The organism is Luteimicrobium sp. DT211, assembly GCF_049844995.1.
Lineage (GTDB): Bacteria > Actinomycetota > Actinomycetes > Actinomycetales > Cellulomonadaceae > Luteimicrobium.
The window spans coordinates 606,192-632,580 of sequence record NZ_JBNCMC010000002.1 but is presented as its reverse complement, the minus strand read 5'-3'; the positions used below and the strand labels follow the sequence as shown (position 1 = coordinate 632,580).

Here is a 26,389-nt window from a genome sequence, read left to right as displayed (position 1 = left end):
GGACGGATGCTGCCCACGGAGACGATCGCCGCCATCGCGGACGAGCTGGCCGCGGCGGAGCGCGACCGCGGCGTCGTCCCGCGCATCACGGCGCGCTACCCCGACGCGACGGTCGAGGACTCGTACGCGATCCAGGGGGTGTGGCGCGACCGTGCCCTCGAGGCCGGACGCCGGCTCGTCGGCCGCAAGATCGGCCTCACGTCGCGGGCCATGCAGGCCGCCACCGGCATCACCGAGCCGGACTACGGCGTCATGCTCGACGACACCGTGTGGGACAGCGGCGCCACGATCCCGTTCGACGCCTTCTCCAACGTGCGGATCGAGGTCGAGCTCGCGTTCGTCCTGTCGGCGCCGCTCGAGGGCCCCCGCTGCACCGTGTTCGACGTCCTGCGTGCCACGGAGTACGTGACGCCCGCGCTCGAGATCCTCAACTCCCACATCGAGCTCGAGGGCAGGACGATCGTCGACACGATCGCCGACAACGCCGCGTACGGGGGGATGGTCCTCGGCGGGGTGCCGACCGCGCCGGACCGGGTGGACCTGCGGTGGGTGTCCGCGCTGCTGTACCGCAACGAGGCGATCGAGGAGACCGGCGTCGCCGCGGGCGTCCTGGGCCACCCCGCGAACGGCGTCGCCTGGCTCGCCAACAAGCTGCACCAGCACGGGGCGCGCCTCGAGGCGGGCGAGATCGTCCTCGCGGGCTCGTTCACGCGGCCCGTGTGGGTCGAGCGTGGCGACAGCGTCCTGTGCGACTACGGACCGATGGGAACCCTGACATGCCGCTTCCTGTGACCCCGCTGCCGCCCACGTTCCGCGCGGCGCTCGCGGCCGCCGACCGACCCCTCGCGGGGATGTGGGTCTGCACGGGCAGCCCGCTCGTCGCGGAGATCTGCGCGGGCGCCGGGCTCGACTGGCTGCTGGTCGACATGGAGCACGGGCCGAACGGGCTCGAGTCGGTGCTCGCGCAGCTCCAGGCCGTCGCGGCGTACCCCGTCACGCCCGTCGTGCGGGTGCCCGCGGGCGACGCGGTGACGATCAAGCAGGTGCTCGACCTCGGCGCGCAGAACCTCCTCGTGCCCATGGTCTCCTCGGCCGCCGAGGCGGAGGCCGTCGTCGAGGCGGTCCGCTACCCGCCCCGCGGACGGCGCGGCGTGGGCTCGGCGCTGGCGCGCTCGGCCCGCTGGAACCGGGTCGACGGCTACCTCGCCGACGCCGACGAGCACGTGTCGCTGTTCGTGCAGGTCGAGACCGCCGCGGCGGTCGACACCGCCGCGGAGATCGCCGCGGTCGACGGCGTGGACGGCGTGTTCGTCGGACCCTCGGACCTCGCGGCGTCGATGGGGCTGCTGGGGCAGCAGACGCACCCGGACGTCGTCGCCGCCGTCCTGCGCGCCTTCGACGCCGTGCGCGGCCAGGGCGTGCCCGTCGGGGTCAATGCGTTCGACCCGACCGTCGCCGACTCCTACCTCGAGGCGGGGGCGTCGTTCGTCCTCGTCGGGGCCGACGTCGCGCTGCTCGCGCGCGGGTCGGAGGCGCTCGCGACCCGGTTCGTGGGCGGCGAGGACCCCGGCCGCGCCGGCTACTGAGCCGGGCCGGTCACGGAGCGATGGTCGTCCTACCGGGCAGCGGCGTGTCGTCCACGTAGCGCAGCTCGTAGACGCGCTCCGCGAAGCGCCAGCCGTCGGACGTCCGGCGGTAGCGGTCGTGGTAGATCCCGTGGTTGGCGTGCGAGGTGCCGTCGCGCAGCCGGCCCAGCTCGCGCAGGAACGTGCGGCCGGACGCGGCGTCCGGGTCGTCGGGGTCGGGCACGACGGCGCCCGGCGTGGACACCTGGACGAAGAACTCCCACATCCCCTGCATCCGCTCGACCGACCGCCGGATCGCGTCCACGCCGACGGCCTCGGCGGGGACGTCGGGCATCCGCACCGCGCCGTCGGGCGTGAAGAGCGACGCCAGTCGGTCGAAGTCGTGGACCATCACGGCGTCCGTGAACTCCGCGCGGAGCGCGTCGATCTCCACGCGGTCCAGCCACCGGTCGCGCGCGTCGCCCGCCCTCGTCGGCTCGGTGGTCGTCAGCTCGGTCATGGTCGTCTCCTCGATGTCGTCGTGGGCTCACGAGGGTGACGTGCGACCGCCGCCGCACGTGACCGCCCGCCCGTGTGGGACGCGGGCGGGACACTGAGGCGTGCATGTCGTCGTCGCGTCCCCACCGTCGAGCTCGTCGGGCTCAGGTGCCGCCGTCCACGTCGGCGGCGTGACCGCAGCCGAGGCCGCGCAGGCCGCACGCCCGCGCTGGACGTGGGCCGACACCAACCTCTGGTACCCGGGGCTCCTGCGCGCGGGCGTCCGCGTCGACCGCTGCCACGACCTCCGGCTCGCGCACCGGGTGCTGCGGGGCTCGGCGTGGTCCGCGAGCTCGGCGCTCGCGCGCCGCCAGGCCGACCCGTGGGACACGCTCCAGCCGGTTCCGGCTGGCGGCACCCAGCCCCCGGACGACGACGGCGGGACGCTGTTCGAGCTCGACCCGGCACCGCGCGGGGCCGGGCCGGGCGGTGGCCGGGACGTCGTCCTCGACGGGCCCGCCTGCCGCGCCGAGCTGGACGCCCAGCTCGACGCGGTCGCGACGAGCGGCGCGCCGGGCCGGCTGCGGCTGCTCCTCGCCGCCGAGTCCGCGGGCGCGCTCGCTGCCGCCGAGATGCACCGGGCCGGCGTCCCGTGGGACGCGGGACGCCACGACGAGGTGCTGCGCGACCAGCTCGGCCCCCGCCCGGGGCCGGGAGCGCGGCCCGAGCGTATGGAGCGGCTCGCCGCCGACGTCCGCGCCGCGCTCGACGCGCCCACGCTCAACCCCGACTCCATGCCGGACGTCCTGCGCGCCCTGCGCCGCACCGGACTGGCAGTGACGTCGACGCGGTCCTGGGAGCTGCGTCAGGTCGACCATCCCGCGATCGAGCCTCTCCTCGCCTACAAGAAGCTCTCGCGCCTGTTCTCCGCGAACGGCTGGGCATGGCTCGACGCCTGGGTCGACCACGGGCGGTTCCGGCCGGAGTACGTCGTCGGCGGCGTCGTCACGGGGCGCTGGGGGTCGAGCGGCGGCGGCGCGCTCCAGGTCCCCAAGCAGGTGCGCGACGCCGTCCGCGCCGACCCCGGCTGGCTCTTCGTCGTCGCCGACGCCGCCCAGCTCGAGCCGCGCGTGCTCACGGGACTCGCGCACGACGACCGCATGGCCGAGGCGGGCCGGGGCACGGACCTCTACCAGGGCATGGTCGACACGGCGGTCGTCGATTCCCGCGCGCACGCGAAGGTCGGGATGCTCGGCGCCATGTACGGCGGGACGACGGGCGCGAGCGCGGCCGTGCTGCCCCGGCTCGCGCGCGCCTTCCCGCAGGCGCTCGCGCTCGTCGAGGACGCCGCGCGCACGGGGGAGCGGGGCGACGTCGTCACGACCCTGCTCGGCCGCACCTCGCCCCGGCCGGGCGCCTCGTGGCACGAGACCCAGGTGCTCGCCCAGAGCGACGACGCCGACGCGGGCGCCGAGTCGAAGGCGCGCGCCCAGACCCGGGCGTGGGGCCGCTTCACCCGCAACTTCGTCGTCCAGGGCACCGCCGCCGAGTGGGCCTTGTGCTGGATCGCCGAGGTGCGGCGCCGCCTCTGGGCGCTCGGCGTCGTCGACGACGACACGCCCGGTCTCGCGGCCGCGCCCTTCACGAGCCGGCCGCACCTCGTGTACTTCCTGCACGACGAGCTCGTCGTGCACACGCCCGCGGCCCTTGCCGACGCCGTGGCGGCCGAGGTCCGCGACGCCGCTGCGGCGTCGGGGCGGCTGCTGTTCGGGGACTACCCGGTCGACTTCCCGGTCTCCGTGGGCGTGGCCGCCTCGTACGGCGACGCCAAGGACGGCGGCTGAGGCCCGGCGCCGGTAGCCTGCGGCCATGACCGCACCTCAGGCCACGTCCGCCGCGCCCGACCGTGTGAGGCTCGCCGACGTCGTGCGCGTCCTCGACGCGCTCTACCCGCCGCACACGGCGGAGTCGTGGGACGCCGTCGGGCTGGTCGCGGGCGACCCCGAGCAGCCCGTGAGCCGGGTGCTGTTCGCCGTCGACCCGGTGGAGGCGGTCCTCGACGAGGCGGTCGAGTGGGCCGCGGACCTGCTCGTCACGCACCACCCGCTGCTGCTGCGCGGCGTCCACTCGGTCGCGGCGACGACGTTCAAGGGCGCGTTCCTGCACCGCGCGATCCGGCGGGGCGTCGCCGTGTACACGGCGCACACCAACGCCGACGCGGCGCGGGGCGGGGTGGCCGAGGCCTTGGCCGAGCTGGTCGGGGTCGTCGGCGGCGAACCCCTCGTGCCCGCGGACGCGCGCGACCACACGCTGCCCGCGATCGGGATCGGGCGGGTCGGGCGGCTCGAGGCGCCGGTCCCGCTGCGCGCGTTCGCCGAGCGGGTCGCCGCCGTGCTGCCCGCCACCGCGCAGGGGGTCCGCGTCGCGGGCGACCTGGACGCCGTCGTCGAGCGCGTCGCCGTCGTCGGGGGAGCGGGGGACTCGCTGTTCGACGCCGTCCGCTCGTCCGGCGCCGACGTGTACCTGACGGCGGACCTCCGGCACCATCCCGCGTCGGAGCTCCGCGAGCGGGCGGAGCACGAGGCCCGCGCGGCCGGTCGCGACCCCGGCGACGCGCGGCCGTTCCTGGTCGACGTCGCGCACTTCGCGTCCGAGTGGCCGTGGCTCGCGCACGCGGCCCGGGACCTCGTGCGCCTGCTGGGGGAGACCGGCGGCGCCTCCGGCGCGGGTAAGTTGGACGTGCGCGTCAGCACGCGCCCGACGGACCCCTGGACCGCCCGGTTCCCGTCGCCCTGATCCGTCCCGAAAGGACCGTTGTGGCCACTGCTCCTGCGTCCGACCAGCTCCGCCTCCTCGACGTCCAGGCCCTCGACACGCGGCTTCAGCAGCTCGCGCACCGTCGTGCGGCGTCCCCCGCGATCGCGAAGGTCGCCGAGGTGGAGAGCCGGCTCGCCGATGTCCACACGTCGCTCGTCCAGTCGCGGACGGCCGCCGAGGACCTGCGGCGCGAGGTCGCGAAGGCCGAGCAGGACGTCGAGCAGGTCCGGACGCGCGCGGCCCGCGACCAGCAGCGCCTCGACTCGGGCGCCGTGGGGGCGAAGGACGCGCAGGCGCTCGTCGCCGAGCTCGCGAGCCTCGCCCGGCGCCAGGGGACGCTCGAGGAGGTCGAGCTCGACGTCATGGAGCGCCTCGAGGCGCACGAGTCGGCGCTCGCGGAGCTCGAGTCGGCCCACGCCCAGCTGGTAGCCGAGAAGGAGTCGGCCGAGGCGGAGCGCGCGGCAGAGGTCGGGGACATCGACGAGACGGTCGTGCAGGTGCGCACGGACCGCGAGAAGACGGTCGACGGCCTCGACGCCGGCCTGCTCGCGCTCTACGACCGGGTGCGCGCGCAGAGCGGGGGCCTCGGCGCTGCCGCGCTGCGCGGTCGCCGCTGCGAGGGCTGCCGCCTCGAGCTCAACCCCGGGGACCTGCGGGCGATCGCCGGCAAGGGGCCCGACGAGATCGTGCGCTGCGAGGAGTGCGGCCGGATCCTGGTCCGCGTCGAGCCCGCCGGGCAGCCCGCGTGAGCAGCGCGTCCGAGGCCGCTGCCGGTGACGCCGCGCCCCGGCGGCCGTCCGGCGTGACCGTCCGCTTCGACGACGCCGAGCCGCTCACCGTGGCTCTCGTGCGCCACGGCGTGACGGAGATGACCGTGGCGGGCGCGTTCTCGGGCTCCGGCGAGCCCGGCCCGTCGCTCACCGCCGCCGGGCGCGTGCAGGCCGCCCAGGCCGCGGACCTCGTGCACCGGATCGGGCGCACCGCGTGGACGGACCTGCCCCGCGCGTCCGCGGTGGTGGCGTCCCCGATCGTGCGGACGCAGGAGACCGCAGCCGCCGTCGGGCGCCGGCTCGGGGTTCCCGTGCGGACCGACGCGCGCTTCGCGGAGATCCACTTCGGCGCGTACGAGGGCCTGCGCTTCCCCGACGTCGAGGAGCGCGACCCCGGGTGGCTGCAGCGCTTCTACCAGGGTGGCGACGTCGCGGCGCCCGGCGGGGAGTCGCTCGTCGACGTCGGCGAGCGGGTCTGGGACGGGCTGCGGGCGCTGCGCGACGAGGGCACCGGGCGCACCGTCGTCGTCGTCACGCACGCGATGGCAGTCCGGGCGGCGGTCGGCCGCGCGTTCGGCTCGCCGTCGTCCCAGTGGACCAAGACGCGCATCACGCCCGCGTCCGTGACGATCCTGCGGCTGTGGCCCGACGACGAGACCGAGGCGACGGTCGTCGGCTGTCCGCCGGACCTCTGACGTCCGCGACCTGTCAGAACCTCGGGAGCCTCGACCCTCATCGGGTTCTGACAGCACGGGCTGCACGGGTCTGTGTCAGAACCTGATGAGACTCGGGCCTCACCAGCTTCTGACAAGTCCGGTCAGGGGGCGTCGACGACCACGAGCTCGAGCCGGAGCGATCCGCGCGCCCCGGGGACGAGCTCGGCCGCGACGACCCGCCGCCGGTCGACCGTGGTGCCCACGAGCTCGCGCGCGGCGTCGAGGAGGCCCTCGGCCGTCGTCGGGGGCGCCCCCTCGCGCCGCAGCAGGTGCCCGACCAGGACGCCGCGCGTGTGCTTCGCGTGGTGCGACACGACGGCGCGCCTCCCGGCGTGCTCGCGCAGCACGGTGACGGGCACATGCACCGCCGACGTCGGCGGCCTCCACGCCGCGGCGTAGGTCGCTGATCGGCAGTCGACGACGACGTCGCCCTCCGCCCGCGCGTCGAGCGCCTTCGCGAGCGGCTCGCGCCAGGACCGGGCGAGCGGCCCGACGCCGGGCAGGTCGACCCCCATCGACAGTCGGTAGGCCGGGATGAGGTCCGACGGTGCGACGACGCCCCAGAGCGCGCTCACGACCCGGACGTCGTCCAGCCGTGCGCGGTCCGACGCTGCGTCGTCGTGGGCGGAGGCCAGCCCCGCCGCCGCGTAGAGGACGCCGGTGTACACGTGGGCCGCCGGCGAGGCCGGCTGCTCGCGGATCGTGGCGCCGCGCCGCACCTCTTCCGCCAGCGAGGCCCCGACGTGCAGCACGTCGAGCGCGTCCGGCTGGGCGCTGACCCGCGCCAGTGCGTCGAGCACCCGCTCGCGGTGCTCCGTCAGCTCGGGCGAGGTCAGCAGGCTGAGGTCGACGGCGTCGCCCGTCGCGGGCGCGGTCTTCCCCTCGGACGGCGGGAGCAGGACGAGCACCCGGTCAGCCTAGGCGGTGGTGGAGCCCGGCCGGAATCGATGCCGGCGCCCTCGACGCCGGCTACTAGCATGCGCGGGGTGACGTCGACCGAGCCCGGATCCGAGCCTGTTGGGCGGCACCGCCGTCGTCCGGGTGAGCCGCGGACGCCTGTCCGCTCGTTCCGGATGGTCCTGCGCAGGGAGACCGTCGAACCCTGGCGCGAGCTGGTTCGACTGCTCCGTCGGCGACGTCGTGGTTCCTGACGGCCGGTGCCGCTAGGGTCGGGCGATGGCCCAGGTGAAGGTGTACGGACGGCGCTCGGCATGGGCGCACCGCCGCGACGACCTGTCGGACGCGCTGCACGACGCTCTCGTCCGCACGTGGCAGCTGCCGGCGGAGAAGCGGTTCCAGCGCTTCCTGTGGCTCGACGACGACGACCTCGTCGCCCCGCGCGGCGACGCGTACCTCGTGGTCGAGGTCGTGTGCTTCACCGGCCGCAGCGACGAGGCCAAGCGCGCGCTCGTCCGTGCGCTGTTCGACGACGTCGCCCCCCGGTTCGACCTGCCGGCGGACGACCTCGAGGTCGTCATCCTCGAGTCGCCCCAGGGGAACTGGGGGATCCGCGGCCGGGCCGGCGACGAGCTCGCGCTGAACTACCGCGTCGACGTCTGACGCGCGAGGCACCCGGTAGGCTGAGCGCGCGGACGAGTCGGTCGGGCGGCCGCGTCACCGCTGGGCTCATGCCTGGTAGTGCCGAGGAACGTCCGGGCTCCGAAGGGCAAGGTGATGGGTAACGCCCACCCGGGGTGACCCGCGGGACAGTGCCACAGAAATCAGACCGCCACGGGCTGGGGTTTCGACCCCGACACGCGGTAAGGGTGAAACGGTGGTGTAAGAGACCACCAGCGTGCCGGGTGACCGGTGCGGCTCGGTAAACCCCACCTGGAGCAAGGTCAGACAGGGAGCGTTCGAGGGCGGCCCGCCCGAGCTCCCGGGTAGACCGCTCGAGACGCACGGCAACGTGCGTCCTAGATGGATGGCCGTCACCCGCGCGGGGGCAACCGCGCGCGGGGACAGAACCCGGCGTACAGACCGACTCGTCCGCACTCTCGGCGTCCGGATCGCCGCGACCGTGCCCTTCCTGGCGGGGCGTCGATAGGATCAGGCCCATGGAGGCGACGCTGTCACTTGATCGCGACCGGTTGGCACGCATCTGCGCCGCGCACGGCGTTCGCCGTCTCCGGCTCTTCGGATCGGCAGTCTCCGGTGGCTTCAACCCCCTGTGCAGCGACTACGACTTTCTCGTGGAGTTCGAGCCCGGCGCCGACCATCCCTTCGACAGGTACTTCGATCTCAAGGAGGACCTGGAGGCGCTCGTCGGACGCGAGGTGGATCTCGTGATGAGCGACGCGGTCCGCAATCCCTACTTTGCAGCCTCTGCCGGCGCTCGGGCGGAGCTTCTGTATGCAGCCTGAGTCGGCGGCGTTCGTCTGGGATGCCCGCCGCGCCGCTGAGCTAGCGATGGCCTTCGTCGACGGAGTGGGGGAGGCGGAGTACGTCGCGGACGACCTGCGCCGGTCGGCAGTCGAGCGCCAGCTCGAGATCCTCGGCGAGGCGCTCAACAACCTTCGCAAGGCGGACCCGGCGACGGCGGCTCGCGTCACCGACGTCAACCGGATCATCGGTATGCGGAACGTCCTCGCCCACGGGTATGCCGTCGTCGACGACTCGGTGACCTACGATGCCGCTGCACGCCGCCTCGCGGCTCTCGTGGGCGACCTGGACGGACTCCTCTCCTCGCAGCCCGGAGGCACGCCGCCCGAGGTGACGGGAGTCTGACCTCGACGTCGGCGCTGCCATGTTGCCAGGGCGTTCCCAGACTCGCGCCAGGTTGCTCCCATGTGTCGGGACGACGCTCTTCGTGTCGGGACGGTAAAGACTCCGCCACGGGGATTACACATCGGGGCGCGTCTGGGTTAGCCTCGTCGCACGCACCGGTCAGCGCGTGGGATCAGGGGACCTGCCGCCGGTGGACGCAACGAGGCGTCGTGCACAGGGAGTGAGGTCGGGTCTGCGTGGTCGGAACGAGCGGTGTGGTGGCGACGGGGACGATCGCCCTGGCCGAGGAGCCGGGACGAACGATCGTCGTCCTGAAGGGCGAGATCGACGTCGCCCTGCGTGCGGAGGCGAGCGCCGCGCTCGCCAACACCCTCGAGCGCGACCTGCCCGTCGTGATCGACGCGTCGGAGGTCACGTTCGCGGACTCGACAGGGATCGCGTTCCTCGTGCAGTTCGTGACGATCGGCCACGACGAGGGGCTCGACGTGACGCTGCGCAACCCGCCCCCGGTGATCGTCGAGGTCCTCGACATGCTGGGTGTGCGGGACCTGTTCGTCCGCGCCGCCTGAGCCGCCGGCGGCCCTAGTCCTGCGGCTCCTCCTGGGAGGCGAGCCACGCGGCGCCGACGATCCCGGCCCGGTTGCGCAGGGCCGCGGGCACGATCGGTGCCCGCAGGTGGAGCTGGGGCAGGAACTTCTCCCAGCTCTTCGAGACGCCGCCGCCGACGACGATCAGGTCGGGCGACAGCAGGTTCTCCACCACGGAGAAGTACCGCTGCAGCCGGACGGCCCACTCGTCGTAGCTCAGGCCCTCCCGCTCGCGGGCGAGGGTGGAGGCGCGCGACTCGGCGTCGTGCCCGTCGATCTCGAGGTGGCCGAGCTCGGTGTTGGGCAGCAGGATGCCGTCGACGAAGAGCGCGGAGCCGATCCCCGTGCCGAGCGGCGCGACCAGCACGACGCCCTCGGTGCTGCGGGCGGCGCCGTAGTGGAGCTCGCCGTACCCGGCGGCGTCGGCGTCGTTGACGGCGGCCACGGTGCGGCCGGTCGCCTCGTGCATGACGCTGACGAGGTTGGTGCCGGTCCACGACTCGTCGAGGTTCGCGATGAACGTCACCACGCCGTGCTTGATCGGGCCGGGGAAGGCGACACCCACGGGCGCGTCGGGCAGGTCGAACGAGTCGACGATCTTCGCGACGATCTCGGCGACGGCGTCCGGGGTCGAGTTCTCGGGCGTGGGGATGCGCAGGCGGTCGGCGGCGAACTCGCCGGTCTTGAGGTCGACCGGCGCGCCCTTGATGCCGGTGCCGCCGACGTCGATGCCGATGGCGATCTCGGGGGTCTTCGTGGTGTGGGTCATGGCAGGGTCAGGATCTCCGCTCCGGTGTCGGTGACGACGAGGGTGTGCTCGAACTGCGCGGTGCGCGACCGGTCGGCCGTGACGACGGTCCAACCGTCGTCCCAGGCCTCCCAGGCGTAGGTGCCGAGGGTCAGCATCGGCTCGATGGTGAAGACCATGCCGGGCTCGATCAGCGTCGCGTGGTCGGGGGCGGCGTCGTAGTGAGGGATCACGAGGCCGGAGTGGAAGGACTCGCCGACCCCGTGGCCCGTGTAGTCGCGGACGACGCCGTAGCCGAAGCGCGCCGCGTACTTCTCGATCACGCGTCCGATGACGTTGACCTCCCGGCCGGGAGCGACGGCCTTGATGCCTCGCGCGAGAGCCTCGCGCGTCCGCTCCACGAGCAGCCGCGAGTCGTCGTCGACGTCGCCCACGAGGAACGTCGCGTTCGTGTCCCCGTGGACCCGGCCGACGAACGCCGTGATGTCGACGTTGACGATGTCGCCGTCGAGGAGCTCGGTCGAGTCGGGGATGCCGTGGCAGATCACCTCGTTGACCGAGGTGCACACGGACTTGGGGTAGCCGCGGTAGCCGAGGGTCGACGGGTACGCGCCGTGGTCGAGCAGGAACTCGTGGCCGACGCGGTCGAGCTCGTCGGTCGTCACGCCGGGAGAGACGTGCCGCCCGACCTCCTCGAGGGCTTGCGCGGCGATGCGGCTCGCGGTGCGGATCCGCTCGACGGTCTCCGCCGTCTTGGTCTCGCTGCCGGTGAACGGCGCCGGGCCGGACCGGCCGACGTACTCGGGCCGGGCGATCGAGGCGGGCACGCTGCGGGGCGGCGAGACGGTCCCGGGGACCAGCGGATCGGTGGTCGTGGCCCGCGACGTCGCGGGGCGTGGTCCGCGGGACGTCGCGGCGGGCGGGACGGGCATGGCCCGAGTCTACGGAGCCCGGCGCCGCGCTCGCGTGCCGACGGCTCCGCGGCGGGGGAGAATCCCCCCATGAGCACGGACGTGGAGTACTACTTCAACACCCAGACAGGCGAGGTGGAGGAGGGCAAGCCGTCGTCCTGGACGCACCGCATGGGCCCGTACCGCACGCGGGAGGAGGCCGCCCACGCGCTCGAGCGCGCGCAGCAGCGCAACGAGACGTGGGACGGCCAGGAAGGGTCGACCGCCGGGGCCCTCGATGACGACGACTGACGAGGACGACTGAGTTCCGTCAGCTCTCGAACGAGTGCTCCGCCTGCGGGAACGCACCGGAGGTGACCTCGTCCACGTACGACGACGCCGCGGCCGCGAGCGCGGCGCCCACCTGCCCGAACCGCTTGGCGAAGCGTGGCGACCAGTCGCCCATGCCGGCCATGTCGGTCCACACGAGCACCTGGCCGTCGACGTGCGGTCCCGCGCCGATGCCGATCGTCGGGATCGCGAGGATCTCGGTGACGCGGGCGGCGACGGGCGCCGGCACCATCTCGAGCACGACGGCGCTGGCGCCGGCCTCGGCGAGCGCGAGCGCGTCGTCGCAGAGCACGTCGGCCGCCTCGTCGCCCCGGCCCTGGACGCGGTGGCCGCCCAGGATGTTCTCCGACTGCGGCGTGAAGCCCAGGTGCCCGATCACGGGGATGCCTGAGTCGGTGAGCAGCTTCACGTGGGCTGCGACGCGTCGCCCGCCCTCGAGCTTGACGGCCTGAGCACCGGTCTCCTTGAGCATCCGCACGGCCGTCGCGAACGCGTGCTGCGGCGAGTCCTCGTACGAGCCGAACGGGAGGTCGACGACGACCATCGCGTGCTTCGCGGTCCGGGCGACGGCGCGGGCCGGCGGGATCATCTCGTCGACCGTGACCGGGATCGTGTTCTCGTGGGCCAGCACGTTGTCGCCGATCGAGTCCCCGACGAGCAGCATGTCCACGCCCGCGGCGTCGAAGATCCGGGCGGTCACGGCGTCGTACGCGGTGAGCATCGTGAGCCGGCGGCCCTGCGCCTTGGCCTCGGCGAGGTGCTGGACGCGCACGCGCCTGCGGGGCGCGGCGGCCGCCTGCGGGCTGGACGGTGCGGGCTGGGTCATGACGGGTTCCCTTCCTGGGGCTCGCGCCAGCGGGACGTGATCGGCAGACGCCGGTCGCGGCCGAACGCGAGAGCGGTGACCTTGGTGCCGAGCGGGTACTGGCGTCGCTTCCACTCCGCGCGGTCGACGAGCGTGACCACCTTGTCGACGACCTCGGGGTGGAAGCCGCGGGCCAGCAGCTCGGCGCGACCCTCGGCGTGCTCGATGTACGCGTCGAGGACCTCGTCGAGGACGTCGTAGGGCGGGAGCGAGTCCTGGTCGAGCTGGCCGGGCCGCAGCTCGGCCGACGGCGGCTTGGTGATGGACGACTCGGGGATGGGCGGGATCTCGCCGGCGTCGAGCGCGTGGTTGTTGCGCCACCGGGCGAGCCGCCAGACCTGCGACTTGTCGACGTCCTTGATGGGCGCGTAACCGCCGATCGAGCCGGCGTCGTAGATGGTGGCGTAGCCCGTCGCGAGCTCGGACTTGTTGCCGGGCGCGATCACCAGGTGGCCCTCGCTGTTGGAGATCGCCATGAGCAGCACGCCGCGCACGCGCGCCTGCAGGTTCTCCTCCGCGACGCCGTCGAGGTGCAGCTGGCCCTGGAACGCCTCGACCATCGGGGCGATGGGCTGGACGCGGTAGTCCGCGCCGAGGCGGGCCGCGAGGTCGGCGGCGTCGTCCTTGCTGTGCTCCGAGGAGTAGGCCGAGGGCATGGACACCCCGACGACGTTCTCCCCGCCGATCGCGTCGGCCGCGATCGCCGCCGTGAGCGCCGAGTCGATACCGCCGGACATGCCGAGGACGACGGACCGGAACCCGTTCTTGCGCACGTACCCGGCGAGCCCGGCGACGCAGGCCCGGTAGACCTCCTCGTCGGGGTCGAGCGGGGGAGCGACCTCGCCGCGCCCGGGCGCCTCGCCGCGGACGGGCAGGTCCCACAGCAGCAGGTGCTCCACAAATTGGGGGGCTCGGGCGAGCGGCGCGGCGACGCCGACGGTGCCGGGTGCGACGACGAACGACCCGCCGTCGAACACGAGGTCGTCCTGGCCGCCGACCTGGTTGACGTAGAGGAGGGGGGCGCCGACCTCGGCCGCCCGGCGCGCAGCCAGCTCGGCGCGCTGGTGGCCCTTGCCCTCCTCGAACGGGGACGCGTTGACGACGAGCAGCGCGTCGAGCCCCTCGCCGGCGAGCGCGGCGACGGGTCCGCCGTCCTGCCAGACGTCCTCGCAGACCACCAGCCCGACCCTGCGCCCGTCGACGTCGAGGACGCACGTCGTGTCGCCGGGCGTGAAGACGCGGAACTCGTCGAAGACGCCGTAGTTCGGCAGGTGGTGCTTGTCGTAGGAGGCGACGACGCGGCCGTCGCGCAGCGCGATCGCGCGGTTCGTGGGGCGCGCCGGCGACCCGAGCGCGGCCATCGGGCGCTCCTTGACGGGCCGGGCCCCGACGGTCCCGACGACGACGGTCACGTCCCCGAGGCCCTCGTCGGCGAGCGTGCGGGCGAGGTCGTCGCCGGCCCGGTAGGCGGCGCGCCGGAACGAGGCCCGCAGCGCGAGGTCCTCGATCGGGTAGCCGGTGAGGGTCATCTCCGGGAAGGCGACGAGGCGGGCTCCCCGGGCGGCTGCCTCGCGGGTGCGTGCGAGGACGGTCGCGGCGTTCCCCGCGACGTCGCCGACGCACGTGTCCACCTGGGCGAGCGCGATCCGCAGCGGCGGGGTCGTGGGCTCCATGGGCCCAGCGTAGGAGGTCCGACCGGGCGGTCCGCGAATCGCTCCTGCGACCACCTGTCGAACGGGCGGGCCCAGGTGTGCACGACGGGCCCGCGCGTCGGGCAGGATGGGGGCATGGACAGGCAACAGGAGTTCGTGCTGCGCACCGTCGAGGAGCGCGACATCCGGTTCATCCGGCTCTGGTTCACGGACGTGCTCGGGATGCTCAAGTCGGTCGCGGTCGCCCCCGCCGAGCTCGAGTCGGCGTTCTCCGAGGGCATCGGCTTCGACGGGAGCTCGATCGAGGGCTTCACGCGCGTGTACGAGGCCGACATGATCGCGAAGCCGGACCCGACGACCTTCCAGGTGCTGCCCTGGCGGGGCGAGCAGCAGGGCACGGCACGCATGTTCTGCGACATTCTCACGCCCGACGGCGAGCCCTCGCTCGCGGACTCGCGCTACGTGCTCAAGCGGGCGCTCGAGAGGGCCAGCGACAAGGGGTTCACGTTCTACACGCACCCCGAGGTCGAGTTCTACCTGTTCCAGGCGCTCGACATCGACGCGCCCTCGCCCCGGCTCGTGCCCGTCGACCGGGGCGGCTACTTTGACCACGTGCCGCGCGGCTCGGCGCACGACTTCCGTCGCGCGGCGATCACGATGCTCGAGTCGATGGGCATCTCGGTCGAGTTCTCCCACCACGAGGCCGGCCCCGGGCAGAACGAGATCGACCTGCGCTACGCGGACGCCCTGACGACCGCCGACAACCTCATGACGTTCCGGACCGTCGTCAAGGAGGTCGCGCTCGAGCAGGGCGTGTACGCCTCCTTCATGCCGAAGCCGCTCGCGGACCACCCCGGCTCGGGCATGCACACGCACATGTCCCTGTTCGAGGGCGACCGCAACGCGTTCCACGAGCCCGGCTCGCAGTACGAGCTGAGCAAGGTCGCGCGGCAGTTCATCGCGGGGCTGCTCCACCACGCCGCCGAGATCACGGCCGTCACCAACCAGTACGTCAACTCGTACAAGCGTCTGTGGGGCGGCTCCGAGGCGCCGAGCTTCGTCAGCTGGGGCCACAACAACCGGTCCGCGCTCGTCCGCGTGCCCATGTACAAGCCGGGCAAGGGCAACTCGAGCCGCATCGAGTACCGCGCCCTCGACTCGGCCGCCAACCCGTACCTGTCGTTCGCGCTCCTCCTGGCCGCAGGGCTCAAGGGGATCGAGGAGGGCTACGAGCTGCCCGAGGAGACGTCCGACGACGTCTGGGAGCTCACTCCGACCGAGCGCCGCGCGCTCGACATCCGGCCGCTGCCGCAGGACCTCGACGAGGCCATCGGGATCATGGAGCGCTCGGAGCTCGTCGCCGAGACCCTGGGCGAGCACGTCTTCGACTACGTGCTCCGCAACAAGCGCGAGGAGTGGACGGCGTACCGCACGCAGGTCACGCCGTTCGAGCTGGAGCGCTTCCTGTCGATCCTGTGACGCCGCCCGTGACCCGTCCCCAGTCGCTCACCGGGCGGCTGACCCGCCTCGGCTTCACCGACGTCGCGCGGGCGGAGTCGTTCGTCGCGGATCCCGCGCTCGCGTCGGTCGTGGGGCCCGTCGACGCGGCCTCGCCGCTGCTCGACGCGCTCGGCGCCGTCGCCGACCCGGACCTCGCCCTGCTCGCGCTCGTCCGGCTCGCGGAGGCGGCGCAGCGGCGGTCGGAGGGCACGGCCCCGGACGGCGCTGCGCTCGCGCTGCTGCGGCGCGTGCTCACCGTCGGCCCCGACGACGGCGCCGTCCCGGCGCTCGCGGCGGGGCGCCCCGGGGCTCGACCTGCACCTGAGGGTCAGGGCTCCGCCGTCGGGCACGGGGCGAGCGGCACTGACCCTCGACCTGAGCCCGAGGGTTCCGCGGAGCCGCCCGCGGTCGCGACCGGCGTCGTCCGCCAGCGGCTCCTGTCCGTGCTCGGGGCGTCGGCCGCGCTGGGGGACGAGCTGGTCCGGCACCCCGAGCTCCTCGCCGTGCTGGCCGATCCGGAGCCCGCGCTCGGGCGTGCCGCGGGCGCCGTCCGGGCGGAGCTGCTCGAGGCCGTCGGCGCCGATCCGGGCACGCGCGTCCCCGTGGCGCGCGCGGCGGGGGACGTGGGCGTGGACGCGCTGCGCCATGCGTACCGGGCGCGGCTGCTGCGGATCGCGGCCGCCGACCTGTGCTGCGGCGAGCCGCTGACCCGCCTGCCCGGGGTCGCGGCGGCGCTCGCCGACCTCGCGTCGGCGGCCCTCGAGGGCGCCCTCGCGCTCGCGCGCGCCGAGCTCGACGACCACGGCGCCGGGGTGCGGATCGCCGTCCTCGGGATGGGCAAGACCGGTGGCCGCGAGCTCAACTACGTGTCCGACGTCGACGTGGTCTACGTGGTCGAGGCCGAGCCCGGGTACGACGAGGAGTACGCGACGCGCGTCGGCACCCGGCTCGCGACGGGCCTCACCCGGGCGTGCGCGGCGCCGTCGGGGGAGCCGCCGCTGTGGGCCGTGGACGCCGCGCTCCGCCCCGAGGGCAAGCAGGGTCCCCTGGTGCGGACGCTCGCCAGCCACCTCGCGTACTACGAGCGGTGGGCCAAGACGTGGGAGTTCCAGGCGCTCCTCAAGGCCCGGCCGGTCGCCGGCGACGCCGAGCTCGGGCGTGCGTACCGCGAGGCCGTGGACCCGCTCGTCTGGCGCGCGGTCGAGCGTGACAACTTCGTCGAGGACTCGCAGGCCATGCGCCGCCGCGTGGAGGACCACGTTCCCGCGGCCGAGGCCGACCGGCAGATCAAGCTCGGCAAGGGCGGCCTGCGCGACGTCGAGTTCACCGTCCAGCTGCTGCAGCTCGTGCATGGCCGCGCCGACGAGTCGATCCGCAGCCCCAACACGCTGACCGCGCTCGCTGCCCTGTCCGACGCCGGGTACGTCGGCCGCGCGCACGCCGCGCGCCTCGCGGTCTGCTACCGGTTCCTGCGCGCCCTCGAGCACCGGATCCAGCTCTACCGGCTGCGCCGCACCCACCTGATGCCCACCGCCGACGCCGACCTGCGGCGCCTGGCCCGGTCGCTCGGCATGCACGCGGGCGGCGACGACGGGATGGTCGAGCGCTGGCGCGCGACGCGGCGCGAGGTCCGGTCGCTCCACGAGGAGCTCTTCTACCGGCCGCTCCTGCCCGCCACGGCGCAGCTCTCCGAGGAGGAGGCGAGCCTCGCGCCCGACGCCGCACGGGCGCGCCTCGCCGCCATCGGGTACCGGGACCCGGCGGGCGCGATGCGCCACATCCAGGCGCTCACGGACGGCGTCAGCCGGCGGGCCGCGATCCAGCGCCAGCTCCTGCCCGTCATGCTCGGCTGGTTCGCCGACGGCGCGGACCCGGACCGCGGGCTGCTCGCCTTCCGCAAGCTGTCGGACGAGCTCGGCGCGACCCCGTGGTACCTCAAGCTCCTGCGCGACTCCGGGTTCGCGGCGCGGCGCCTCGCGACTCTGCTCGCCAACTCCCAGTACGTCGCCGACGCCCTCGCGCGGTCACCCGAGTCGGTCGCCTGGCTGGACGACGACGCCGACCTCACGCCCCGCGACGCCGGGCGCCTCGACGTCGAGGTCGACGCCGTGCTGACGCGTGCCGACCAGACGCAGCCCGCCACGACGACGCTGCGTGCCGTGCGCCGACGCGAGCTCGCCCGGACCGCCGCGGCCGAGCTGCTCTGCCTCACGAGCACCGTCGGGGCGATGGAGGCCATCTCCGCGGCCGCCGACGTCGTGCTGGTCGGGGCGCTGCGGATCGCCGCCTACGACGCGCGCGCCGAGCTCGGCTACGGCACGAGCCCCGACGACTCCCCGACGAACCTGCTCGTCGTCGGGATGGGCCGGCTGGGCGGACGCGAGATGGGCTACGGCTCCGACGCCGACGTGCTGTTCGTCCACGACCCCCGGCCAGGGGTCGACGCGCGGGCGGCGCAGACGTTCGCGCTGTCCGTCGCGACGCGGCTGCGCGCCGTCTGCTCGCGGCTCGGACCCGAGCCCGCGCTCGCGGTCGACGCCGACCTGCGCCCCGAGGGCCGCAACGGCCCGCTCGTGCGGACCCTCGACTCGTACGCCGAGTACTACGGACGCTGGTCGTCACCGTGGGAGGCGCAGGCGCTCCTGCGGGCCCGGCCGGTCGCGGGCGACGAGGGGCTCGCCGCGCGGTTCGTCACGCTCGTCGACGGGCTGCGGTACCCGGACGGCGGCATCGACATGGCGACCGTCCGCGAGATCCGCCGGATCAAGGCGCGCGTCGAGGCCGAGCGGCTCCCGCGCGGCGTCGAGCCCACGCGGCACCTCAAGCTCGGACGCGGCGGCATCTCCGACGTCGAGTGGACGGCGCAGCTGCTCCAGCTGCAGCACGCGCGCGCCGTGCCCGGGCTCCGCACCACCGAGACCGGGGTCGCGCTCCGGGCCGCGGCGGCCGCGGACCTGCTCGCCGCCGACGACGCCGACGCGCTGTTCGAGGCGTGGCTGCTCGCGTCGCGGCTCCGCGCCGCCAACGTGCTGTGGTCGGGCCGCTCGACGGGGCAGGCCGTCGACGTGCTCCCGCACGTCAGCCACGATCTCGGCGGCCTCGCCGCCGTCCTGCGCTTCGACGGGTCCGGTGGCGACCTGGAGGACCACTACCTGCGCACGGCGCGTCGGGCACGTGCCGTCGTCGACCGCGTGTTCTACGGCGAGGAGTAGCGCCCGCGCGCCCACCCTGACGCACCGACGGCGCCCTCCCCGAGGGGAGAGCGCCGTCGGCACTCGTACTGCGACGTACCGATCAGACGTCGTAGTACAGCTCGAACTCGTGCGGGGTGGGACGGAGGCGGATCGGGTCGATCTCGTGGGCGCGCTTGTACGCGATCCACGTCTCGATCAGGTCCGGCGTGAAGACGTCACCCTGCGTGAGGAAGTCGTGGTCGGCCTCGAGCCGGTCCAGCACGGCGTCGAGCGAGCCGGGGACCTGCTGGATCTGTGCGTGCTCCTCGGGGGGCAGCTCGTACAGGTCCTTGTCGACCGGCTCCGGCGGCTCGATCCGGTTCTGGATGCCGTCGATGCCCGCCATCAGCATCGCCGCGAACGCGAGGTACGGGTTGCTCGACGGGTCCGGCACGCGGAACTCGACGCGCTTCGCCTTCGGCGAGGAGCCCGTGACGGGGATGCGGATGCACGCGGACCGGTTGCGGGCCGAGTACACGAGGTTGACCGGCGCCTCGTAGCCCGGAACGAGCCGGCGGTACGAGTTCACCGACGGGTTGGTGAACGCGAGCAGCGACGGCGCGTGCTTGAGGAGGCCGCCGATGTACCAGCGGGCGAGGTCGGACAGGCCGCCGTAGCCCTTCTCGTCGAAGAACAGCGGCTCGCCGTCCTTCCACAGGGACTGGTGCGAGTGCATGCCCGAGCCGTTGTCGCCGAAGAGCGGCTTCGGCATGAACGTCACGGTCTTGCCGGCCTGCCAGCCGACGTTCTTGATGACGTACTTGAACTTCATCAGGTCGTCCGCGGCGTGCTGCAGCGTGTTGAAGCGGTAGTTGATCTCCTGCTGGCCCGCGGTGCCCACCTCGTGGTGCGCGCGCTCGACCTGCAGCCCGACCTCGCCGAGCACGGCGACCATGTCGTCACGCAGGTCGGCCATCTGGTCGTTGGGGGAGACGGGGAAGTAGCCGCCCTTGTAGCGGGTCTTGTAGCCGAGGTTGCCGCCCTCCTCGTCGCGGCCGGTGTTCCACGCGGCCTCCTGCGAGTCGAGGGAGTAGAAGGACTCGTGCTGGTTCGTGGAGAACCGCACGTCGTCGAAGATGTAGAACTCGGCCTCGGGGGCGAAGAACGCGGTGTCCGCGATGCCCGTCGAGCGGAGGTACGCCTCGGCCTTGGCCGCGATGTTGCGCGGGTCGCGCGAGTACGCCTCGTCGGTGAACGGGTCGACGATCGAGAAGTTCACGACCAGGGTCTTGTGCTTGCGGAACGGGTCGATGAACGCCGTCTCCACGTCCGGGATCAGCTTCATGTCGGACTCGTGGATCGCCTGGAAGCCGCGGATCGACGAGCCGTCGAACATCATGCCGTCCGTGAACGCGGCGTCCTCGAACTCCGAGATCGGGATGTTGAAGTGCTGCTGGACACCCGGCAGGTCGCAGAAACGCACGTCGACGAACTCGACGTCCTGCTCCCGCGTGAAGGCGATCGCCTCTTCCGCGCTCTTGAACATGCGATGAACTCCTTGATCGGTGGAGCCCCGGCAGGGGGCGTCTCGAACCTAGGGGGAGGCGGTTTCGCCGCCGTGTAGGTCGTGTTTCAGGCACGTTACGCGTACGCCCACCATGTGACGAGTTCGTCTCACCATCGAGACGCCTGGGCGTCCGACGGCGCTCGGACGCCCAGGCGGCCCCCGTACCCTGGTCGAGTGGTGTCACGCGACGAGATCGGCTCCTGGCTCGAGGGCACGCCCGGCGGCCCGTCCACCCGGGGCGCACGCCTCGGCCTCCCCCCAGCTGGTCCTGGGTCGCTCGCCGGACTCGGGCGGCGCGTCGTCGCGCTGATCATCGACTGGGTGCTGTGCCTCGCGATCGCACGCGGATTCTTCGGCGACGGGGCGTGGGCTCCGCTCCTCGTGTTCCTGGGCGAGAACGTCGTGCTCGTCGGAACCGCGGGGTTCACCATCGGGCACCGCGTGCTCGGCCTCCGCGTGCGGCGGCTGGTGCCCGGCGCCCCCGACGGCCCGCCCGGCCCGCTGCGCGCCCTCGTCCGTTCGGTGCTGGTGTGCCTGGTGATCCCCGCCGTCGTCTGGGACGGCGACGGGCGGGGGCTCCACGACCGGGTCGCGGGGACGGCGATCGTGCGCCGCTGACCTGCGCCGCACCACGTCCGGGAAGCACGAAGCCCCGTGCCCGACGTCGGGCACGGGGCTTCGGTGGTCCCGGTTCAGGTCCCGGTTCAGCGGCCGCGCAGGCTCTTGCGGTCCGGGCGCACGCGCGTCGGGTCGATGCCCTTGGGGATCGGGAGCTTCGCGCCGCCGAGCGCGCGCAGGCGCTTGGAGACCTCGGCGACCTCGGCCTTGGTGAGCGTCGGCTTCATCTTCTGGACCGTCTTCACGAGCTTGCGGAGCGGCACCTGGCCCTCGCCGTCGCCGCACTCGAGCGTCGTGATCGGCACGCCGGCGACGACGCGCGCGGTGCGCTTCTTCTCGGACTCCAGCAGGCGCGTGGCGCGGCCGGTCGGGCCCTCGCCGACCAGGAGGACACCCGCCCGCCCGACGCCGCGGAACACGAGGTCCTGGGTGCGCGCCTCGAACGCGACGGGCTCCTCGTCGAAGCTCCAGCCGCCGCGGCGCACCGAGCCGAGCGCGGCGCGGGTCGCGCCGGGCTTGCCCTCGATCTGCTGGTAGGCGGCCGCCTCGGCGCGGCGCGTCAGGACGAACATGCCGCCGAGCAGGCCGAACGGCACGCCGACGATCAGGCCCGAGATCCAGTGGCCGCCCAGCAGGAACCCGATGAGGGTCGCGACGCCGGCGATCCCGACGAACATGCCGAGGACCCACCACGTGACCGCGGGGTCGCTTCGGCGCGTCATCGTGTACGCGGACCACACCTGGTGGTACCAGCGCTGCTTCTTCTGCTTGGGTGCGCTCGTGTCGGCGCCGGCGCCCTTCGAGGCGTCCTTCGTGCTTCGGGCCATAATCCGGCAGTCTACCGGGGCGCGCGACGGGCGAGGCGCCGCCGTCGGCGAACGACGACGGCGCCCCGGCCGGGCCTCAGCGCGCGAGCAGGGACGCGGCCTCCTGGCGCGACGTCGTCGGCTCCGCGAGGTGCGCGAGCGCGGCCGGGATGGTCTCGCCGCGCCGCGTCATCGCCTGGCCCCACAGGCGGCCGGCGCGGTACGACGACCGCACCAGCGGGCCCGACATGACGCCGAGGAACCCGATGCGCTCGGCCTCGTCCGACAGCTCGACGAACTCCTCGGGCTTGACCCACCGGTCGATCGGGTGGTGGCGGAGCGACGGGCGCAGGTACTGGGTGATCGTGATGAGGTCGCAGCCCGCGTCGTGGAGGTCCTGGAGGGCCTCCTTCGCCTCGTCGATCGTCTCGCCCATCCCGAGGATGAGGTTCGACTTGGTGACGAGGCCTGCCTCGCGCGCCTGCGTGAGGACCGACAGCGAGCGGTCGTACCGGAACCCGGGGCGGATCTGCTTGAAGATGCGCGGGACGGTCTCGACGTTGTGCGCGAGGACCTCGGGGCGCGAGCCGAAGACCTCGGCCAGGAGCTCGGGGATCGCGTTGAAGTCGGGGATGAGGAGCTCGACCCCGGTGCCGGGGTTCGTCGCGTGGATCTGCCGGACCGTCTCCGCGTACAGCCAGGCGCCGCCGTCGGGCAGGTCGTCGCGCGCCACGCCCGTGATCGTCGAGTAGCGCAGGCCCATGGCCTGGACGGACTCGGCCACGCGGCGCGGCTCGTCCGCGTCGAAGTCGGCGGGCTTGCCCGTGTCGATCTGGCAGAAGTCGCAGCGCCGCGTGCACTGGTCGCCGCCGATGAGGAACGTCGCCTCGCGGTCCTCCCAGCACTCGAAGATGTTGGGACAGCCCGCCTCCTCGCACACCGTGTGCAGCCCCTCCTTGCGCACCAGGCCCTTGAGCTCGGTGTACTCGGGGCCCATCGTCGCGCGCGTCTTGATCCAGGACGGCTTCTTCTCGATGGGGGTCGCCGCGTTGCGGGCCTCGATGCGCAGCATGCGACGGCCCTCGGGTGCGATGGTCACGCTGTCTCCCAGGTGGTGGTCGCCGGCCCCGGTCGGGGCGGCGTGCGGGCGCCGTCCAGCCTACGACAGCGCGGGTGTCGTCGGGGGGTCCGAGACGACGTCGGCGAGCGCGTCCGCGAGGGCGCGCTCGAGCAGGGGACGGACCTCCTGGATCGTCACGGGCCGGCCGAGCTCCGCCGACAGCGACGTGACGTCCGCGTCGGTGATGCCGCACGGCACGATCCGGCCGAACTCCCCGAGGTCCGGGTTGCAGTTGAGGGCGAGCCCGTGCATGGTCACGCCCTTCGCCACGCGGACGCCGATCGCGCAGACCTTGCGCTCGCGCCGCGCGTCGTCGGCGGCGAACCAGACTCCCGAGCGGCCCTCCACCCGGATGGTCTCCAGCCCGAGCTCCGCGCACACGTCGATGACGGCCTGCTCGAGGCAGCGCACGTAGGCGACGACGTCGATCGGGGCGCGCAGCCGCACGATCGGGTACGCCACGAGCTGCCCCGGGCCGTGCCAGGTGACCTTGCCGCCGCGGTCGACGTCCACCACGGGCGTGCCGTCGTCGGGACGCTCGTCGCGGTGCGTGCGCCGGCCCGCGGTGTAGACGGGCTCGTGCTCGACCAGGAGCACCGTGTCCTGGCGCTCGCCCGCTGCGACCTCGGCGTGGATGCTCCGCTGCAGCTCCCACGTCGGTTCGTAGGGGGAGTGGACCGTGCCGAGCCCGAGGGGAGCGAAGCGCATGTCGCCAGGCTAGACCCTGCCGGCGGGTGCCCGTGCCGCCGCCCGCCTCCCTGTGGACGACCGACATGCCGTCCGCCGGTTTCCTGTTCGATGTCCTTCATGACAGGCCCGAACGAGACCGGCGGACCGGAGGAGGCCGGCGACGCGGTCGTCGACGTGCCCGGCGGCCCGGTGCGCGAGGCCCTCCAGGCCGCCGGCTATACCGGGGCGGCCCGCGCAGGCCGGACATGGACGGTGCGCGGGCCCGACGGCGCCTCCTGCGTGCTGCGCGTGCTGCGGCGAGCCGCCGTCCCGCCCGGCACGGACGATCGGGTGGCGCGGCTGCGCAGCGTCGAGCACGCGCACCTGGCGAGGATCGTGACCGTCGTCGAGGCCGGCGGCGAGGTCGCCGTCGTGCTGCGCGGCGCGACCGGAACGACGCTCCGTGACGTGCTCGCCCGGCGCGGCGCGCTGCGGGCAGGCGAGATCGTGACGATCGTCACAGGCGTCGGGCACGCGCTCGACGCCCTGCACGCGGCCGGCCTCACGCAGGGCGCGGTGAGCGTCGACGACGTCGTCGTCGACGACGACGGGCGCGCCCACCTCCGGCCCGCGGTCGCCGCCCCGCCCGCACCCACGTCGCCCGCGAGCGACGTCCGGGCGCTCGCCGCGCTCGCCCGGGACGCCCTCGCGGACGGCGCGGGCGGTGTCGACGGTCCCGCCACCGACCCGGCCCACGTCCCGGACGCGACGAGCACCACCCAGTTCCTCGCGCTGGCCGCCCTCCTCGACGCGGCGGCCGCGGGCACGGCACCCGAGGCCCCGCACGACGCCGCACGGCTCGCGGGCCTGGCCGCCGGCACGGTGACCGCCGAGCCCGTCGCCGTGCCGGACCTCGCGGCGCTCGCGGCCGTGGCGTTCGGGCGGCCGGTGGCGCAGCGCCCGGCCGCCGACGCTCCGCGGGCCGCCTCCGAGGCCGGCGCCGACCTGTCGCGGGTCGCGGGGACGGCGGCTCCGGGCGGGCGGCCCGTGCCCGGCGTGGTGCGGCGGCCGGTAGCGCAGGTCCCGCGCCGCCGCGTCGTCCCGCCCCGCACCGCCAATCCCATGGAGGACACGCTCGTCCGCGCACGGGCCCTGGCCGCACCGGACGGCGGACCTCGACACCTCGCCGACCCGGCCGCCGGCCGCCGGGAGCGGACCATGGCGCGCCTCCGGCGTCGTCGGGCGCGGGCGCTCGCGGTCGCTGGGACGCTGGTCGGGGCCGTGGTCGTCGTGGGCGCGCTGGCGGCCCTCCGGCCCTGGGCAGCGGACGACGCCCGCGCCGCCGGAGACCCGACGACGTCGCAGGGCGCCACGACCGCGTCCCCCGCCCCGACGGACGCCACGCTCGAGCGCGACCGTCCCGACCTGGCCGCCCGGCAGCTCACCGAGCGGCGCGGGGCGATGCTCGCTGGAGCGACCGCGAGCGACGCCGTGACGGTCGCGGGGTCGCCCGCCCGCGCCGCCGACGACGCGCTCGTCGCCGAGGTCGCGCAGCGCGGGGAGATCGTCACCGCGCCCGCGGTCGAGGTGGCGTCGGCCCGCGAGGTGGGCTCGGGCGACGGCGGCGCGGGCGTCGACGTCACCTACACGATCGGCGCCTACACCCTGCGGGCGAAGGACGGCTCGACGACGACGGTGGCCGCCTCCGCCGAGCGCACCGACCGGCTGGAGCTCGCGTGGACCGCGCACGGGTGGCGCGTGCGCGCCGTCGGCGCGGCGAGCTAGCCGGCTGGTGGGGTCGCCAGGACCCGCCCGCGGCCGTCGGCGACGAGCCAGGCGACGGCGTCCGCGAGCCGCGGGTGCTCCCACCGGAAGTCGTCGGCCTCGAGGACGCGGGGCACGAGCCGCGCCGAGGCCAGGATGTCGCCCGCGAACCCGCCGAGCGCCAGGTGGAGCGCGGGCGCCGGCACGCGGAGGACCGCGGGCCGGTGCAGGGCGCGCGCGACCGCGCGGGTGAGCTCCGCGTTGCGGACCGGGTCGGGGGACGCGAGGTTCACGGGTCCGTGGACGCCCGACGACGCCAGGTGCCGGATCGCCCTGACGTGGTCGGGGAGCGTGATCCAGCTCCAGAACTCGCGCCCGTCGCCGAGGGGCCCGCCGAGGCCCGCGCGCAGGAGAGGGAGCAGCCGTCCGAGCGCGCCGCCCTCGGGGGCCAGGACGAGCGAGGTGCGCAGGAGGACGACCCGTACGCCTGCGTCGCGCGCCGGGTCGGTCGCGGCCTCCCAGTCCGCCACGAGGTCCGCGAGGAAGCCGTCGCCACGCCGCGCGGTCTCGGGCAGCGGCTCGTCGCCCCGGTCGCCGTAGAACCCCATCGCTGACGCCTGGACGAGTGCGGGCGCGTCAGGTCCGCGCCGCGCGAGCTCCCGGGCGAGCAGGCCGGTGCCGGCCAGGCGCGAGCTGCGGAGCACCGCCCGGGACCGCTGCGTCCAGCGGCGGTCGCCGATGCCGACGCCGCCGAGGTTCACGACGGCGGCCGCGCCGTCGAGCGCGTCCTCCGGGAGGACGCCCCGGTCGGGGTCCCAGGCGACCGGCGTGACGCCGTCCGCGTGCCGGGCGAGGGCGTCGCTGCCCGGTCGCACCAGCCGCCGGACGGGCACGCCGTCGGCGACGAGGGAGGCCACGAGGCGCGTCCCGATGAGGCCGCCCGCTCCGGCGACCACGACGGTTCCACGGGCAGGCGTCATACCCGC

General features: G+C 74.3%; 26 protein-coding genes and 1 other RNA gene. 16 read left to right on the top strand and 11 right to left on the bottom strand.

Annotated elements, in window-relative coordinates; genetic code table 11:
- Positions 1-6: 6 nt before the first annotated feature.
- Together hpaH and ACLQ14_RS07045 are read left to right on the top strand one after the other, a co-directional pair.
- Entirely contained in the window at positions 7-792 is a 786-nt protein-coding gene (gene hpaH, locus ACLQ14_RS07050; protein WP_425811305.1) for a 2-oxo-hept-4-ene-1,7-dioate hydratase, read from the top strand.
- Positions 777-1,586: an HpcH/HpaI aldolase family protein gene (locus ACLQ14_RS07045; protein WP_425811303.1), complete on the top strand. Its 810-nt coding sequence runs from the start codon at positions 777-779 to the stop codon at positions 1,584-1,586. The genes hpaH and ACLQ14_RS07045 overlap by 16 nt, the downstream gene beginning before the upstream one ends.
- 10 nt (positions 1,587-1,596) lie before the next feature.
- Here ACLQ14_RS07045 and ACLQ14_RS07040 read toward each other — a convergent pair whose 3' ends face one another.
- Positions 1,597-2,085 (bottom strand): YybH family protein, encoded by a 489-nt coding sequence (locus tag ACLQ14_RS07040; protein ID WP_425811301.1) that lies wholly within the window; start codon positions 2,083-2,085, stop codon positions 1,597-1,599.
- Between the two features lie 169 nt (positions 2,086-2,254).
- Between ACLQ14_RS07040 and ACLQ14_RS07035 the strand changes: the two genes are divergently transcribed.
- Genes ACLQ14_RS07035 through ACLQ14_RS07020 form a run of 4 tightly spaced genes read left to right on the top strand, consistent with a single transcriptional unit; the run spans position 2,255 to position 6,345 of the window.
- Complete coding sequence (locus ACLQ14_RS07035; RefSeq protein ID WP_425811299.1) at positions 2,255-3,907, top strand: bifunctional 3'-5' exonuclease/DNA polymerase; 1,653 nt, start codon at positions 2,255-2,257, stop codon at positions 3,905-3,907.
- A gap of 25 nt (positions 3,908-3,932) precedes the next feature.
- The gene (locus tag ACLQ14_RS07030; protein ID WP_425811297.1) at positions 3,933-4,859 is read left to right on the top strand and encodes a Nif3-like dinuclear metal center hexameric protein; all 927 of its coding nucleotides are present in this window, start codon (positions 3,933-3,935) and stop codon (positions 4,857-4,859) included.
- Positions 4,860-4,879: 20 nt separating this feature from the next.
- Complete coding sequence (locus ACLQ14_RS07025; protein ID WP_425811295.1) at positions 4,880-5,629, top strand: zinc ribbon domain-containing protein; 750 nt, start codon at positions 4,880-4,882, stop codon at positions 5,627-5,629.
- Positions 5,626-6,345: a histidine phosphatase family protein gene (locus tag ACLQ14_RS07020; RefSeq protein WP_425811294.1), complete on the top strand. Its 720-nt coding sequence runs from the start codon at positions 5,626-5,628 to the stop codon at positions 6,343-6,345. The genes ACLQ14_RS07025 and ACLQ14_RS07020 overlap by 4 nt, the downstream gene beginning before the upstream one ends.
- Before the next feature lie 122 nt (positions 6,346-6,467).
- On the opposite strand, the gene ACLQ14_RS07015 is transcribed toward ACLQ14_RS07020, so the two are convergent.
- A complete protein-coding gene (locus tag ACLQ14_RS07015) occupies positions 6,468-7,274 on the bottom strand; it encodes a YaaA family protein (RefSeq protein WP_425811292.1) in 807 nt (268 codons plus the stop codon).
- Between the two features lie 268 nt (positions 7,275-7,542).
- Between ACLQ14_RS07015 and ACLQ14_RS07010 the strand changes: the two genes are divergently transcribed.
- The 5 genes from ACLQ14_RS07010 (at position 7,543) to ACLQ14_RS06990 (ending at position 9,662) form a co-directional block, all read left to right on the top strand.
- Positions 7,543-7,926 (top strand): tautomerase family protein, encoded by a 384-nt coding sequence (locus ACLQ14_RS07010; protein WP_425811290.1) that lies wholly within the window; start codon positions 7,543-7,545, stop codon positions 7,924-7,926.
- A 33-nt stretch (positions 7,927-7,959) separates the two neighbouring features.
- Positions 7,960-8,358, top strand: an RNA gene (gene rnpB / locus ACLQ14_RS07005) — RNase P RNA component class A.
- A gap of 65 nt (positions 8,359-8,423) precedes the next feature.
- Positions 8,424-8,729: a nucleotidyltransferase family protein gene (locus ACLQ14_RS07000; RefSeq protein ID WP_425811288.1), complete on the top strand. Its 306-nt coding sequence runs from the start codon at positions 8,424-8,426 to the stop codon at positions 8,727-8,729.
- A complete protein-coding gene (locus ACLQ14_RS06995) occupies positions 8,719-9,093 on the top strand; it encodes a DUF86 domain-containing protein (protein WP_425811286.1) in 375 nt (124 codons plus the stop codon). The genes ACLQ14_RS07000 and ACLQ14_RS06995 overlap by 11 nt, the downstream gene beginning before the upstream one ends.
- Positions 9,094-9,350: 257 nt before the next feature.
- Positions 9,351-9,662: an STAS domain-containing protein gene (locus ACLQ14_RS06990; RefSeq protein ID WP_425811284.1), complete on the top strand. Its 312-nt coding sequence runs from the start codon at positions 9,351-9,353 to the stop codon at positions 9,660-9,662.
- 13 nt (positions 9,663-9,675) lie between these two features.
- Here ACLQ14_RS06990 and ppgK read toward each other — a convergent pair whose 3' ends face one another.
- Positions 9,676-10,449 carry a polyphosphate--glucose phosphotransferase gene (gene ppgK, locus ACLQ14_RS06985; protein WP_425811282.1) on the bottom strand — a complete coding sequence of 258 codons (774 nt, stop codon included), beginning with the start codon at positions 10,447-10,449 and terminating at the stop codon, positions 9,676-9,678.
- Entirely contained in the window at positions 10,446-11,360 is a 915-nt protein-coding gene (gene map / locus ACLQ14_RS06980) for a type I methionyl aminopeptidase (RefSeq protein WP_425811280.1), read from the bottom strand. Before map ends, ppgK begins: the two co-directional genes overlap by 4 nt.
- Positions 11,361-11,429: 69 nt before the next feature.
- Here map and ACLQ14_RS06975 point away from each other — a divergent pair, with 69 nt between their 5' ends.
- Positions 11,430-11,630 (top strand): SPOR domain-containing protein, encoded by a 201-nt coding sequence (locus ACLQ14_RS06975; protein WP_425811278.1) that lies wholly within the window; start codon positions 11,430-11,432, stop codon positions 11,628-11,630.
- 19 nt (positions 11,631-11,649) lie between these two features.
- Here ACLQ14_RS06975 and panB read toward each other — a convergent pair whose 3' ends face one another.
- Entirely contained in the window at positions 11,650-12,495 is an 846-nt protein-coding gene (panB, locus tag ACLQ14_RS06970; protein WP_425811276.1) for a 3-methyl-2-oxobutanoate hydroxymethyltransferase, read from the bottom strand.
- Entirely contained in the window at positions 12,492-14,207 is a 1,716-nt protein-coding gene (locus ACLQ14_RS06965) for an NAD+ synthase (RefSeq protein ID WP_425811274.1), read from the bottom strand. The genes panB and ACLQ14_RS06965 overlap by 4 nt, the downstream gene beginning before the upstream one ends.
- A 114-nt stretch (positions 14,208-14,321) precedes the next feature.
- Between ACLQ14_RS06965 and glnA (ACLQ14_RS06960) the strand changes: the two genes are divergently transcribed.
- Positions 14,322-15,665, top strand: coding sequence for a type I glutamate--ammonia ligase (gene glnA / locus ACLQ14_RS06960; protein ID WP_425811272.1), 1,344 nt, complete (start codon positions 14,322-14,324; stop codon positions 15,663-15,665).
- A gap of 8 nt (positions 15,666-15,673) precedes the next feature.
- Entirely contained in the window at positions 15,674-18,898 is a 3,225-nt protein-coding gene (locus ACLQ14_RS06955; RefSeq protein WP_425811270.1) for a bifunctional [glutamine synthetase] adenylyltransferase/[glutamine synthetase]-adenylyl-L-tyrosine phosphorylase, read from the top strand.
- A gap of 82 nt (positions 18,899-18,980) precedes the next feature.
- Here the strand turns inward: ACLQ14_RS06955 and glnA (ACLQ14_RS06950) are convergent, their stop codons facing one another.
- Positions 18,981-20,405: a type I glutamate--ammonia ligase gene (gene glnA / locus ACLQ14_RS06950; protein ID WP_425811268.1), complete on the bottom strand. Its 1,425-nt coding sequence runs from the start codon at positions 20,403-20,405 to the stop codon at positions 18,981-18,983.
- A gap of 195 nt (positions 20,406-20,600) precedes the next feature.
- On the opposite strand from glnA (ACLQ14_RS06950), the gene ACLQ14_RS06945 reads away from it, so the two are divergent.
- Positions 20,601-21,044, top strand: coding sequence for an RDD family protein (locus ACLQ14_RS06945; protein ID WP_425811266.1), 444 nt, complete (start codon positions 20,601-20,603; stop codon positions 21,042-21,044).
- Positions 21,045-21,130: 86 nt separating this feature from the next.
- Here ACLQ14_RS06945 and ACLQ14_RS06940 read toward each other — a convergent pair whose 3' ends face one another.
- The 3 genes from ACLQ14_RS06940 to lipB all read right to left on the bottom strand — a co-directional run bounded on the left by ACLQ14_RS06940 (position 21,131) and on the right by lipB (position 23,678).
- Positions 21,131-21,871, bottom strand: coding sequence for a DUF4191 domain-containing protein (locus ACLQ14_RS06940; RefSeq protein ID WP_425811264.1), 741 nt, complete (start codon positions 21,869-21,871; stop codon positions 21,131-21,133).
- Positions 21,872-21,947: 76 nt separating this feature from the next.
- Entirely contained in the window at positions 21,948-22,949 is a 1,002-nt protein-coding gene (gene lipA / locus ACLQ14_RS06935) for a lipoyl synthase (RefSeq protein ID WP_425811262.1), read from the bottom strand.
- A gap of 60 nt (positions 22,950-23,009) precedes the next feature.
- Positions 23,010-23,678, bottom strand: coding sequence for a lipoyl(octanoyl) transferase LipB (gene lipB, locus ACLQ14_RS06930; protein WP_425811260.1), 669 nt, complete (start codon positions 23,676-23,678; stop codon positions 23,010-23,012).
- 99 nt (positions 23,679-23,777) lie between these two features.
- On the opposite strand from lipB, the gene ACLQ14_RS06925 reads away from it, so the two are divergent.
- On the top strand, positions 23,778-25,424 hold the full coding sequence (locus ACLQ14_RS06925; protein WP_425811258.1) for a hypothetical protein: 1,647 nt from the start codon (positions 23,778-23,780) through the stop codon (positions 25,422-25,424).
- On the opposite strand, the gene ACLQ14_RS06920 is transcribed toward ACLQ14_RS06925, so the two are convergent.
- On the bottom strand, positions 25,421-26,383 hold the full coding sequence (locus tag ACLQ14_RS06920) for a TIGR01777 family oxidoreductase (RefSeq protein WP_425811256.1): 963 nt from the start codon (positions 26,381-26,383) through the stop codon (positions 25,421-25,423). The two genes, ACLQ14_RS06925 and ACLQ14_RS06920, sit on opposite strands and share 4 nt — an antisense overlap.
- Positions 26,384-26,389 lie beyond the last annotated feature (6 nt).